We start from the raw sequence: 13,447 nt of genomic DNA on the forward strand, positions 1-13,447 counted from the left end.
AATGCTGCCGCTTCTTGGCAGCATTGGCTGAAAGTGTGTCTCACCTGCCGGGTCAAAACCACTTCACCATCCGGATTTCACAGGCATCATGTCCGGTGTTGCCCATGGGTTCCTCAATATGGTGAAATCCTAAAGACTCGTAAAGCGCGATGGCTTCGACCAGATTAGCGGTGGTTTCCAGATAGCAGGCACGGTAACCCTGTTCCCGGGCAAAACGCAGGGCTTTCACCGCAAGCTTTCGCGCCAGACCTAAACCGCGTAGCTCTGGCAGGAAATACATTTTCTGCAATTCGCAGACATCTGCCTCCCCAGCCAGTGCGGCAATACCACCGCCGCCCAGCACCCGGTGATGATGTTCGATCACCCAGTACTCATGCCTGTCCGCCTGATAGACTTCACTCATGCTGTCGAGCGTCGGATCGGCGACACCATAGCCTTTGTCTGCGGTCAGGCCATATTCAGCCGAGACTTTTCGGATCACGGCGGCAATGGATGCGTTATCCAGCGGCGTTAACGGCCGGATGGCGTAACCCTGCTGACGGCTGGCCATGACCATGGATTTTTTGTATCTGGCCAGACTGGCACCCAGCGCTTTAATCTCATCCAGATCCATCTGAGCCAGAAAACCTTCCACCTGAGTATTCAGACTGTAGTGCAGTGCTGTCAGTTTTGTCTGCCCGGCAGGAGTCAGGGTGGCAATCTGGCTTCGCTTATCGTCGGGGTGCGGATGAAAGCGGATCAGGCCAAGATTGCTCAGAACCGCAAGGGTACGGCTGGCATTGGACTTATCGACCTTGAGCAGAGTGGCCATATCGCTGACAGTGCAGGGTGCAGCTTCCAGTTCGATCAGTGTGTGGGCCTGAACCGGAGTGAGGTCTATATTGCCGCACTGATTGTCCAGCATGCCGAGCTGGCGAACTAACTGGCGGGAAAGGTGACGCAGGGTTTGTGCATCCATGTCTGTGTTCCATTCGGTTGTTTTTCGCAACTGAATTTAGTTGCGAGTAACAACAATGTCAATGAAAAACAGAATGATGATGGCAGTGAAACGCTGAATGTTGTGCCTCACGTTTTTCACGACGTTGCCACAGGGTTTCATGCGCCAGATATGCCAGCGTATTAATTGAGGGCTCAATCAGCGCCATAATGCCGCCAATCATCCAGCTGCCACTGAGCAGAGAAGCCACACTGAATGCGACACTGAAATGGACCACGGCAAATGTCATGGTCTTGTTTGACGGTTTCCCGAACCGGGATGTTTTCAGAGATGGCCACTGCCAGACTTTCTCGTGAAAGTAGAAGGCGACTGTGTTGACCATGGGCTCAATCATGGCGATCAGGCTGCCCAGAATCATATCGCCGGTCAGTAGGTAAGCGACGGTGAAGGCAACGGTAAAGTGAATCACGGCGAAACTGATTGTTTTTTTCATGGCAAAACCCTCTGTTGATGGTTTCAGTTTGGGGGGATCCGGTAAATAAGTAAAAACGATTGGTTCTATCATATCAATCGTCATTAGCTATTGTTTTCTGCGAATCAACATGAATAATCTTCCCGGGTCGCCTTATCTTTTCTGGCTTCGATAAAAAATGGAGACGGTACGCTTTATTATGCTTTATGTTGCATTATGATGGCGTCGAATTGACGACCTGCATCCTCAGGTTGATGTGATTGCTTGCGAACAGCTAGGAACGATAAGAATGAATAATAAGGTTATATTTTACGGGAAAGGTGGCGAGTTTTTCGGCATCTGGATTGTTAATATTCTGCTCAGTATTGTAACGCTCGGAATTTACTCTGCATGGGCAAAGGTCCGGACAAAGAAGTATTTTTACGGTAACACGGAGCTTGCAGGTGACCGCTTTGATTATCATGCAACCCCGCAGCAGATTCTGATTGGCCGGATCATCGCTTTTGTGTGTGTCTTGATCTGGGCAATCGCAAATGCAATTTTCCCATTGGCTGCTTCATTACTGATGCTGATTTTTGTGGGTTTCACCCCCATTCTGGCCCGAAATAATGCCCGATTCGATGCGCGGATGAGTAGTTACAGAAATGTCCGTTTTAACTTTACGGGAAGCGTGAAAGGTGCTTACTGGGCGATGATGGGGGCTGGTCTGATCGGGATGATTCCGCTTGTGTTCTTGGCGATCGTCACGGCGCTTGTCGCAGAGCACTCTGTCGTTTTGGGTATCATTTGTAGCATTTTGACTGTTGCAGCCTATCTCTTTCTATTTGCTTATGTGAGTGCAGCAATGACCCGTTATTTCGCAAACGGGTATCAATATGGAGATCGGCCCTTCCGTGCAGAAATCAGCACTGAGTTTTTTATAAAAACCATCTTGCTGGGGGTATTACTGGGCGCTGGCCTGACTATCGTGATGATTGCTGTCGTCGCCATTATCGCTTTAGTGATTGCTTTCATGACGATGAGTTCGGGTGAAATGGGCTCTGTGATTGATCAATTCTGGTTTATGGTGGGCGGTATGTCTGGCATGGTGTTTGTCATTTTACTGATGGTCTTTATTGCCGTGTTTGTGCAGGTGCGTGTCCGGAACTACACCTTTGCGCAACTGGTCGTCTCGGGAGCACCGGAATACGGTTTTACGTCGACCGTCCGTACGCGCAGCTTCGTTTGGCTGATGATCACCAACTTCCTGGCGCAGGCTTTTTCTCTGGGTCTGGCACGGGCATGGGTGATGGTTCGCACAACGCGCTTCCTGTGTGAGCATACGTCTGTGGTCGGGGATCTCTCGCTGCTGACGGCCAAAGGTGAGGTCATGGATGAGGGTGCAGCCATTGCGGATGAAGTCGCGTCTGCCTTTGATATTGAAATGGGGCTGGGATGATCATCTCTGGCTTTTGTTATCCGCCGCTCAGTGCTGAGCGGCAGGATGCAGAATTGGCATTGGGAGCTTCGGGTGAACTGACGTTGCGTTGCGGGGAATACACCACACAATGTGCGGCCTCGCGTGCGCAGCTGACTGAGCCGTTAGGAAATCTGCCTGCATCGGTGACATTTCCGGATGGCTGGTTGTTTAAACCCAGCGATGATCGGGTTCTGAAGAGATGGATCGCGCAGCATGCGCCACAACGGAACCGTTGGGTGCACCGGCTGGAGCGCCACTGGCTGGCGATCCTGCTCAGTATCATGCTGACGGTACTGGCGGGTCTGGGAGGGTTCCGTTATGGCATTCCTGCGGCGAGTCATTATTTTGCCCGGATGTTGCCACAAGCAGTGCCTGTCTATCTTGGTGAAAATGTCCTTGAGATCTTAGATGCGCATCTTTTCGAGCCGTCGGATCTGACGGAACCGGAGCAATGGGAGATTCGTGACCGGTTTGCTTTGTTGCAGGACAATTTGCCCGCTTTACCGGTTGAGCCGAAGATCGTGTTTCGCACTTGGGAGCATGGCCCCAACGCCTTTGCATTGAGTGACGGGACCATTGTCGTGATGGATTCGCTGGTTGAGCTGGCAACGACACCTGCTGAACTGGACAGTGTGCTGCTGCATGAAGTCGGCCATGTGTACCACCAGCATGTGATGGAAGCAGTGGTTCAGTCGGCCCTGTTATCTGTCTCGGTTGCGCTCCTGACCGGGGAAAGTTCAGGTCTGGTGGATAACCTGACCGGTACCGGCGTTTTTATTGCGTCTTCCGGTTACTCCCGGAATGCCGAGCGCGAGGCGGACCGTTTCGCTGCCGAGCAGATGATCCGGCAGTATGGTTCAACAGCGCCCATGGTGGCGATGTTCAATCGTTTCATGGAGCACGATGGTGACAGCGAGCTGCCGGCGTGGTTGCAAAGTCACCCGGAGCTCTCTGAGCGTATTCAGAGCCTTCAGCAAACATCCCGCGATTAACAAAACAAGCTATCCGGTGGTTCGGGTAGCTTATACCAATCGCAGTAAATAACTGATCATCCTAGCTTGTTAAAATGTTCGATAACTGCGTTAGATTTTTTGATTGTAGAATAACTACTTATCTAAAAAATCTGCCTTGTTCTCAAACATTTTTCCTGCGCTATTTTTGATCACTGACTTACTTTGATTGGTATTTTTGATTCCTTTCTATTTTCGTCTTCCTGCTTTTCAGCTCAAATCTAATTTCTTGTGCAATGACATGAGGAAAAACATTTCAACCTGTGAAAACGGTCAAAAGCAATTTATTGCATCGTTGTTTCTATCGGTTTGAAAGTTAGTCTCCGGTGGTTCACGCGGATGAACCCGATGTTCGGGAATCACAGGAAGAACGCTCAATGAAAAAACAAATGACACTGGCCTCAATGCTGTCCACTTTTGCTGCCGCTGAAGCACAGGCAAGCTTGCAGCAGGAAGCTGAAAGCCGAGGTGCAGATTTCCATGACACGGCGGTTTTGGACAAGACGGTGATTGTGTCCAACGAAGCCTTGCTGGCGACCTTACTCAAAATTCGCGATGCGAAACGAGAAGGGACGCATCACGGCATTGTGATCCCGGGGTTACCGGGGGGCAATGGCTGTGAAGCTTGTGGTACTTACTCTCAGGGAGGAACCTATACCCAGACCGCAAATACAGATCATTACATTCAGCACGATCATTACGATCCGGACGGACGGATCCTGGACCATGACTTTCACCGTATTAACGAAGTTGCCCTCCGGGAAATACTGGAAGCCCGGGTCGGCCTTAATCTGGAAGCCTTATTTGAAGCGCCCAAAATGCAGTAATGACCATGCATTTGAAGCGTTTAGATATCATTGTGAAGGTTGCATCCCGGTGCAACCTTGATTGTACGTATTGTCATTGGTTCCGCGATCCGGAAGTGCTCCGGTTGCCGAAAACATTGTCTCCGGCACTGGAAGAGATGCTGTTTGAAAAACTCGCGGCCTTGATTGCATCCCATCAACTGGAACACCTGAATCTGATTTTGCACGGGGGAGAGCCGTTACTGTTTGGATACCGGCGATTGGCGGCCTTTTTGCAAAAGGCGCAGCAACTGGCGACTCGCAGCGGGTGCCGGATTCGCTGCAATATCACCACCAATGGCGTGTTATTGAATGACCGTTTACTGAGTCTTTTCCGGCAGTTTCAGGTCGGGATTGCGATCAGTGTTGATGGCCCGAAGTCCGTGCATGACAAATACCGCATCACGGTGAATGGCAAAGGTTCTTACGACAAAGTGATAGAGGCCATTGACCGTTGCCGATCCGCAGGCATCGAACCGGCATTGCTGTGTGTGGCTGATCCTTCTGCGAGCGGAAAAGCGCTGGTGAAGTTTTTTGCCGACGAACTGGGCTCGAAGCGATTTGATTTTCTGATCCCCAATTTTACACGGGATGATGAAGGCGTCGCTTCGATCGCCCAATTTCATATCGAGGCTTTTGAGACCTGGTTTCATCATTATTGGCCAAAAGGCGTGGTTATCCGCCATTTGGAAGGGATGGTCGAAGGGCTGCTTGGGTTAACACCACAGATAGAAACGTTCGGGACCTCGAATGTTGCAGCAGTTGTGATTCAGCCGGATGGCGCGATTGAACCGCATGATGTGCTGAGAATCTGCGGCCATGATGCCGTAGATACCGGGTTAAATCTGATGGATGATGCCATTGAAGCGATTTTTCAGCATCCGTTGTGGCTTACGCCTTTTCAGGCCAAGCGTCATTTGCCGGAGAACTGCAGGCAATGTGAGTTTTCGGCGTCTTGTGCCGGGGGCTATGTCATGCACCGTTACTCCAAAACCAATGGTTTTCATAACAGCAGCCTTTACTGTGAAGATATTCAACAGATCAGTCGGCATATCTATGACACGCTCTTATCCAGCATGTACGTTGAGGTGGAAGGATAAATGACGCTTCGAAAAAATATGATTCGTGCATTCAGAAACACGATGAACCCGCCTCAGTTACCGGGTTCTTTTTTTGTCGACCTGTCCGGCAATGCAGAGATGCTGGACACTTTACTGCACTGGCATGAAAGAAAAACCGATTTTATGCTGAATTTTTTGTGTCAGCTGGCGGGGTATGAAAAGCACTGGATCCCGCAGCTGTTCAGCAACCAGAAAGCAGACGTTTATCGCGCCATGCCTTTTATTGCCTGGCTGGGGACACCCTGAAGCTGCTCGACGATCTGGAAGCGCAGCAAGTGCAATCCGACGTCATTCAACGGGCGGTACAACAGAGAATTGCGGTGTTGTTGCCCTTATTGCTGAAAGTGTTCGATCTGAACGTCCCGATTGAAGACATGCCAGTGGTGATTGAGCCAATCTTTTTACCCATCGGCAGCCGGTGGGGGCTGAAATTTCCGCAAGAACAGTCACTGACGATGACCATTCACGCCAATCAGGTGGTATTGAAAACACAAAGCGACGTCGTCTGTGTTTATCATGCAGAGACCGACTCGTTTGAGCTGTGTGATGATCGTCTGGAGCGTTTCGAACGATTTTATCTTCTGGGTCAGATTGAAGTGATTCATCATCAGCACTGTCACATCCATGCGATGTCGAATAAAACGGGGGAAGATGACCTCAGTGTTGATCTGGCGACGATCCGGGATGAGCTCAATCACAGCTTTCAATTGCTTGCTTGTCTGTATGGCTCGGAAGGCATTCAAAAGTTAGTCGCGCTGAACAGAACGCTCGTAGTGAAGGTGCCTCAGGAATCGGGGTGGTTTAACAGTTCAAGTGGGTATCAATACCCTTTCTCCTGTTTTTTAACAACCTATCCCAAGACCTGGATTAAATCTGCGGAGTCTATTTTGCATGAGACCATGCATATTCTGCTGGGCCTGTATCTGGAGTTTGAAGATTTATATCTCAACCCAGATGAGCAGCGGATTTATCGACATCCGTGGATGGATATTCCAAGGCCGATGCGGGGGTATTTCTCGGTGCCCATGCGTTCACCAATGTCTGTGATTTTTATCGGCGGATTTTAGCCGACGAAGCGCTGTCTCAGACGCAAGCCTGGTGCAAAGATCAACTGTCCCTTCGGGTCAGCGAAGTTGCCCGCGCACTGGGTGAAATTCACGATCATGCTGATCTCACGGCTTCGGGGCTTCAATTCGTTTCCGGGTTAGATGCACTGTGGCTGCACGCCAGTCAAAGTCTGCCACAGCCTCATGCGCAGGTGCCGGCATTGACCGAGCGTTAAGAATATTCTGATCAATGCTCTGAACGGGGTTCAGGGCGTTCATCGAATCAAGCCACTGGCCCAGTCAATCATCAAGCAATCCTCAACCCATCGAAAAGTGGCGATGCCTGTCACTTTTCGATGAGATGCAACTCAGCTTTCAATCCGTTGAGCTGATGCTGCCGTTTGTCGTCAATCCTGCCGAGCCTCATGAATGATATCCGTGTCGCAATGCGTGATGTTCGTGGGTGAATGTACGGGCTGAAACGAGTCACCATGTTGTAACCAATTGATTAACATTTAAAATTCACCGGATTATACACCTTGTTGGTTATGCGCTTGCTGTGTTGGGATTGGCGCAGACCGGTTTATCCAATCATGTCACCTCATGGAAGATAGTGATGATCTCATTTTCAAATATCAGACAAGTTTTGATGCTCATGTCTGTGATTACTCTGGCTGCCTGTAAGGGTGGAGACAGGCAGTCAGAGCAGTCTCCTGCTGTCACCGCATCCACTCAGATTCAGGGACAGGTTTTTAAAGGGCCAGTGGCATATGCGACGGTACGCGCTTTTGATGCCATCGGAAATACGCTTGGTGAAACCGTAACCGAAGATAAAGGTTTTTATCGGCTGTCTCTGGATATGTCTTATCAGGGGGTGATCCGGATTACTGCCACCGGGGGAAATTACATTGATGAAGCAACCGGCGAACTCACGTCATTGACGGAAAGCATGAGCGCAGTGACCGTGCTGTCGGAAAGCGAAGCGGTGATGAACGTGACCTTGCTGACCGAGTTGGCGGCCCGTGAAGCCAATCTGGGGCTGTCGACGGATCGGGTCGCATGGGCAAATCGTCATATTGCGGAATCCATGGCATTGGATCTGGATATTGTGAGTGAAGCCCCCGTTGATTTGCTGGATACCGCACATCAGGGACAAGCCGGTCCTCATGTTGATTATGCGCTGGTTATTGCCGGGATGACGAAAATTGCACAGACTGAAGGCATCGGTCTTGGAGAAGTATTGAATGGTTTTCGTCAGGACTTTGCAGATAATGGCAATCTGGATGACCCTCAAGTGCTGAATCGACTGCATGCGGGTATCAATAATTTTCTCGATTCTCCACTCAACCGGGTTGTACTGGACCGGAGTCAAACATCCAAAGACAAGGCGTTTTACCGCAATACACCGCCAGTGGTAGAAAAACTCGCAGCGTCAACGCTGATAGAGGGGGCGTCTATGAAATTGCGCCTGAGATTACGGATAATGATAATCAAGGTGCATTGCGGTATCAGTGGCAGCAAATCAGCGGTCCTGAGGTGCTCATGCAAGGGACTGAAACCGCTGCGGTTTCCATCAAAGTACCGGCACCAGAGACAAGTCAATTCTTCGTGCTCAAATTAACGGTCACAGACGCTGAAGGCTTATCAACGGAACAGCACTATTCTTTTCGCATCTCTCCGGTTCCGGTGATTTCAGGCATCGCTTTTAAAGGTCCGTTAGCGGGTGCAAGGGTGATCATTTATCAGCCAGATGGGACGGTCATCGGAGAAGCGATCACCGCAACTGACGGTCGCTATCGCATCAAGAATTATCAATTTTATGAAGGCATTATTATTGCTGAAGTGACGGGTGGCACATATGAAAGTGAGGCGACAGGTCAGTCCGTCACTCTGGAGCAGCCTCTCCAGGCTGCAACCGATACGTCTGCGGCCAGAATGACGACATTGAATATTACGCCGTTGACTGAACTCGCTGTTCGCCGGGCAAAAATGCTCGGGACAATGCTGACGAAAAATACTATTGAGCAAGCGAATCGGGATATTGCGTTCGCCTTTGGTCTGCGTCGCAGCCTTGTTTTTTACCCGCCCACGAATTTGCTGGATCCGTCGGGCATCTTCAGGAAAGGGGATAACACTGAGCATGCTTTAGCGATTGCAGCCATGATGGTTGCGATCAATACAAACGCGTACAGTTTAACCGACTGGCTGGAAATGGTTTCCAGAGACTTGTCGGACGATGGCCGGCTGGATGATGTCAATCTGCAGAAAGTGCTGTACCAAGGGTTGAACGACTTTATCCGATCGCCGTTGAATGTGCTTGGTGTGACCCCTGAAGACACACAGCTGGATGAGCGGTTTAGCGGGATCGCGCCGCCAGAAATTATTTCAGTGACGGGGAGCGATGGTTTTGAGCGGCAACTGACTTCCGCGACGGTTCAGGTCAAAGACACTTCGGGTGTGAGCTATGACTGGTATCAGACTGAGGGTCCTCACGTCACGCTCTTTAATCGTGATAGCAGCCGTGTCACATTCAAACTTCCGAACATTGAAGAAAACTCGCCAGAAACGATCACATTGGCTGTCACGGTGGAAAACAGAGACGGGCTGATGAGTTCATCGCAAATCACGCTACAGATCCAGCCCTATTCTGAGGTTGCGTTCGATAAAATTATCGATTCACAACTGCGTCGCTGTGTTGAGGATCTTGCCCCGAAAGTTCGTGATATCGGGGATTTAAACCAGCTTGAATGTGGTCCTGATTATGCGGGGATCAGTCAGTTCGATGGCTTGGCACAATTTACCCATCTGAATCATATCGGGGTGCTGGCGAAAAACCAGATCACGGATGTTTCCGCTTTGGTGTCATTGAGCACACTGAAAAGTCTGGCGCTTCAGCAAACGGTCATGACTGATTTGACTGTGCTGAAAGCGCTGACCAGCCTGACGGAGCTGGCTTTGACTCATAGTCCATGGCTGACCGATTTCAGTGCGCTGCCTCAACTCACGCAACTGATCGGAATCAACTTGTATGGCACAGGCATCAGTGATGGTCATATTTTTCTGCAAATGAATGAGCTACAGAAAATTGCGATAGGGAACACTCAGATCAGCGACTTCAGCTTTTTCAGGGAAAAGCCCAACCTGATTTCCCTCGAGCTTGCTGATTCAGGATTGACCCAGCTTGATCCCATCGGACTGGCGTATCAAACCGAATTAAAAACACTGGATATTTCGGGCAATCCACTGACAGATATTTCGGCCCTGTCAGGGTTGACGAAGTTGCAATGGGTGAACTTATCAGACACCAATATCTCAATGTTGCCATCGCTGGAACAGTTGAGTGCATTAAGAAATGTGTATCTGAATCATACCCATGTCACCGATCTGTCTGCTTTGCGCGTGTTACCGGAACTCATGCAAATTTCTTTACAGGGCTTCAAGGGGACAGATATCAGCCCGTTGATTGACCTGAAGCAAAAGAGACGGTTCAGTGCTCTGTCACGGGTTGATCTCACCGGTGCGGTTCATGTGCCTTGCTCGCAGATGACAACGCTCAAGCAATTGAATGTGAATATTTTTGTCGACGTGAACCCCGGCGTGACTTGTACTGCGGATTAAGGGGCGATGTCTGAGCACAAAAAAAGAGGCCATTCGGCCTCTTTTTTCATGTCTTGCTGTGAACTGAAATCGCTTACAGCGCCGCGATGGTCGCTTTCTGCTCTTCCAGTTTAATCAGGGTTTCTTTGTAACCTTCCAGCTTCTCGCGCTCTTTGGCCACCACGGCTTCCGGCGCTTTTGCGACGAAACCTTCGTTACCCAGTTTGCCTGCGATGCGTTTGATCTCGCCCTGAGTCTTGGCCATTTCTTTGTCCAGACGTGCCAGCTCAGCGTCTTTGTCGATCAGACCGGCCATCGGAATCATCAGCGTCGACTTACCGACCAGTGCTGTGGCGCAAGCTGGTGTTTCTTCACCGGCAGCCAGCACACGCAGACTTTCCAGTTTCGCCAGCGCAACCAGAACAGCCTGGTTTTGCTGCAAACGGGCAGCGTCTTTGTCGTCGGCGGCTTTGAGCATCACATCCAGGCCTTTGCTTGGTGCAATGTCATATTCGGCGCGCAGGTTACGAATGCTGGTGATAAAGTTCTTCACCCATTCGATGTCAGCCAGTGCATCGGCATTGAAGTTCGCGTCATCATACTGAGGCAGTGCCTGTGTCATGATGGTGTCGCCTTCGACGCCTTTCACCAGTGGCTTCACGCTCTGCCAGATAGTTTCTGTGATGTACGGGATCACCGGATGGGCCAGACGCAGGGTCTTCTCCAGCACAGTAATCAGGGTACGGCGGGTCGCGCGTTGCTGCGCTTCAGTGCCTTTCCACAGAACCGGTTTGGTCAGTTCCAGATACCAGTCACAGAACTGGTTCCAGATGAACTCATAGATACTGTTGGCTGCCATATCCAGACGGAAGTTCTCAATGTGGCCGTTGAATTCTTTCGCGGCCAGCTCGAACTGAGATTCGATCCACTTGTCTGCCAGAGAGTATTCCAGCTCAGCACCTTCGGCAAAGCCGCAATCCTGATCTTCGGTGTTCATCAGCACGTAACGGCTGGCGTTCCACAGCTTGTTACAGAAGTTCCGGTAACCTTCCAGACGCTTCATGTCCCAGTTGATGTCACGGCCGGTAGATGCCATGGCAGCCAGGGTGAAGCGCAGGGCGTCAGTACCATAAGGTTCAATGCCGTTTTCGAATGTTTTACGGGTGTTTTTCTCGATCTTCGCGGCCAGTTGCGGCTGCATCATGTTGCCAGTCCGTTTCTGAACCAGAGACTCCAGATCAATCCCGTCGATCATATCGATTGGATCCAGCACGTTCCCTTTCGACTTCGACATTTTGTCGCCGTTTTCGTCACGGATCAGGCCGGTCACGTAGACGGTTTTGAATGGAACCTGTGCTTTACCGTCTTCATCTTTACAGAAGTGCATGGTCATCATGATCATGCGGGCAACCCAGAAGAAGATGATATCGAAGCCGGTCACCAGCACATCAGACGGGTGGAAGACTTTCAGATCATCGGTTTTCTCCGGCCAGCCTTGAGTCCCGAATGTCCACAGGGCAGAGGAGAACCAGGTGTCCAGCACGTCGTCGTCTTGTTTCAGCACGATCACTGGCGCCAGGCCGTATTTTTCACGGACTTCTTCTTCAGTGCGGCCAACATAGACGTTGCCGTCATTGTCGTACCAGGCCGGGATGCGGTGACCCCACCACAGCTGACGGGAAATACACCAGTCCTGTACGTCGCGCATCCAGGAGAAGTACATGTTCTCGTACTGCTTCGGCACGAATTTGATGTCGCCGTCTTCAACCGCTTTCACCGCTGGTGCGGCAAGCGGGGCGGTGCGCACGTACCATTGGTCGGTCAGCATCGGCTCGATCACCACACCGCCACGGTCGCCGTAAGGGACGGTCAGGTCGTGATCTTTGATTTCGTCCAGCAGGCCCAGGGCATCAAATTCAGCGACAATGGCTTTCCGCGCTTCAAAACGCTCCATGCCCTGATAGGCTGCAGGCATGTCGGTTGCGTAAACGTCCGAGGGTTCGCCGTTGCTGTTGAATACTTCAGCCGCATCACGGATGTTGGCGTCGAAAGTCAGGATGTTGATCATCGGCAGGCTGTGACGCTTGCCTACTTCGTAGTCGTTGAAATCGTGCGCCGGGGTGATTTTCACACAACCGGTGCCTTTTTCCATGTCTGCGTGCTCATCGCCCACGATAGGAATCCGGCGGTTCACGATTGGCAGCAGGATGTGTTTGCCAATCAGATCCTGATAACGCGGATCTTCCGGATTCACCGCAACGCCGGTATCACCCAGCATGGTTTCCGGACGCGTGGTGGCAACCACGATGTAATCTTTGCCATCCGCAGTTTTTACGCCATCGGCCAGCGGATAGCGGAAGTGCCACATGTGGCCCTTCTTGTCTTTGTTTTCAACTTCCAGATCTGAAATGGCGGTGTGCAGTTTCGGATCCCAGTTGACCAGGCGCTTGCCACGGTAGATCAGATCGTCTTCGTACAGACGGACAAAGACTTCACGCACGGCATTGGACAGGCCGTCGTCCATAGTGAAACGCTCACGATCCCAGTCGACGGATGCACCCAGGCGGCGCAGCTGTTTGGTGATGGTGCCGCCGGATTCGCCTTTCCATTCCCAGATCTTGTCAATGAAAGCTTCACGGCCGTAATCGTGCTTGGTTTTGCCTTCTTCAGCAGCGATTTTACGCTCCACAACCATTTGGGTGGCGATGCCCGCGTGGTCTGTACCGACCTGCCACAGGGTGTTTTTGCCTTTCATACGCTCACAACGGATCAGGGTATCCATGATGGAATCCTGGAACGCGTGGCCCATGTGCAGGCTGCCTGTGACGTTCGGCGGTGGGATCATGATGCTGTAGGCATCTTTCGTCGTGTCACCGTGAGGCTTGAAGTAACCAGCCTCTTCCCAGCGCTGATACAGCGCTTGTTCAATCGATTGTGGGTTGTATGTCTTTTCCATAGCG

General features: G+C 51.0%; 11 protein-coding genes. 8 read left to right on the plus strand and 3 right to left on the minus strand.

Features of this window, described 5'->3' with window-relative positions; all coding sequences use genetic code 11:
* Window positions 1-52: 52 nt before the first annotated feature.
* On the minus strand, window positions 53-958 hold the full coding sequence (locus KDD30_RS01655; protein ID WP_211647092.1) for a helix-turn-helix domain-containing GNAT family N-acetyltransferase: 906 nt from the start codon (window positions 956-958) through the stop codon (window positions 53-55).
* Between the two features lie 58 nt (window positions 959-1,016).
* Entirely contained in the window at window positions 1,017-1,430 is a 414-nt protein-coding gene (locus tag KDD30_RS01660; protein ID WP_211647093.1) for a DUF2061 domain-containing protein, read from the minus strand.
* Between the two features lie 268 nt (window positions 1,431-1,698).
* Between KDD30_RS01660 and KDD30_RS01665 the strand changes: the two genes are divergently transcribed.
* The 8 genes from KDD30_RS01665 to KDD30_RS01705 all read left to right on the plus strand — a co-directional run bounded on the left by KDD30_RS01665 (window position 1,699) and on the right by KDD30_RS01705 (window position 10,508).
* A complete protein-coding gene (locus KDD30_RS01665) occupies window positions 1,699-2,847 on the plus strand; it encodes a YjgN family protein (protein ID WP_211647094.1) in 1,149 nt (382 codons plus the stop codon).
* Complete coding sequence (locus KDD30_RS01670) at window positions 2,844-3,860, plus strand: M48 family metallopeptidase (protein WP_211647095.1); 1,017 nt, start codon at window positions 2,844-2,846, stop codon at window positions 3,858-3,860. Before KDD30_RS01665 ends, KDD30_RS01670 begins: the two co-directional genes overlap by 4 nt.
* 395 nt (window positions 3,861-4,255) lie before the next feature.
* A complete protein-coding gene (locus tag KDD30_RS01675; RefSeq protein ID WP_211647096.1) occupies window positions 4,256-4,705 on the plus strand; it encodes a hypothetical protein in 450 nt (149 codons plus the stop codon).
* A gap of 5 nt (window positions 4,706-4,710) precedes the next feature.
* The gene (locus tag KDD30_RS01680) at window positions 4,711-5,823 is read left to right on the plus strand and encodes a radical SAM protein (protein ID WP_211647097.1); all 1,113 of its coding nucleotides are present in this window, start codon (window positions 4,711-4,713) and stop codon (window positions 5,821-5,823) included.
* Window positions 5,824-6,090 carry a hypothetical protein gene (locus KDD30_RS01685; protein ID WP_211647098.1) on the plus strand — a complete coding sequence of 89 codons (267 nt, stop codon included), beginning with the start codon at window positions 5,824-5,826 and terminating at the stop codon, window positions 6,088-6,090. It abuts the gene before it with no gap.
* A gap of 29 nt (window positions 6,091-6,119) precedes the next feature.
* Entirely contained in the window at window positions 6,120-6,911 is a 792-nt protein-coding gene (locus KDD30_RS01690; RefSeq protein ID WP_211647099.1) for an HEXXH motif-containing putative peptide modification protein, read from the plus strand.
* Window positions 6,912-7,545: 634 nt separating this feature from the next.
* Window positions 7,546-8,511 carry a carboxypeptidase-like regulatory domain-containing protein gene (locus KDD30_RS01700; protein WP_211647101.1) on the plus strand — a complete coding sequence of 322 codons (966 nt, stop codon included), beginning with the start codon at window positions 7,546-7,548 and terminating at the stop codon, window positions 8,509-8,511.
* The gene (locus KDD30_RS01705; protein WP_371826076.1) at window positions 8,427-10,508 is read left to right on the plus strand and encodes a hypothetical protein; all 2,082 of its coding nucleotides are present in this window, start codon (window positions 8,427-8,429) and stop codon (window positions 10,506-10,508) included. The genes KDD30_RS01700 and KDD30_RS01705 overlap by 85 nt, the downstream gene beginning before the upstream one ends.
* Before the next feature lie 73 nt (window positions 10,509-10,581).
* Here the strand turns inward: KDD30_RS01705 and KDD30_RS01710 are convergent, their stop codons facing one another.
* Complete coding sequence (locus KDD30_RS01710) at window positions 10,582-13,443, minus strand: valine--tRNA ligase (protein WP_211647103.1); 2,862 nt, start codon at window positions 13,441-13,443, stop codon at window positions 10,582-10,584.
* Window positions 13,444-13,447 lie beyond the last annotated feature (4 nt).

Origin of the sequence: Photobacterium sp. GJ3 (assembly GCF_018199995.1) — a bacterium.
GTDB lineage: Bacteria > Pseudomonadota > Gammaproteobacteria > Enterobacterales > Vibrionaceae > Photobacterium.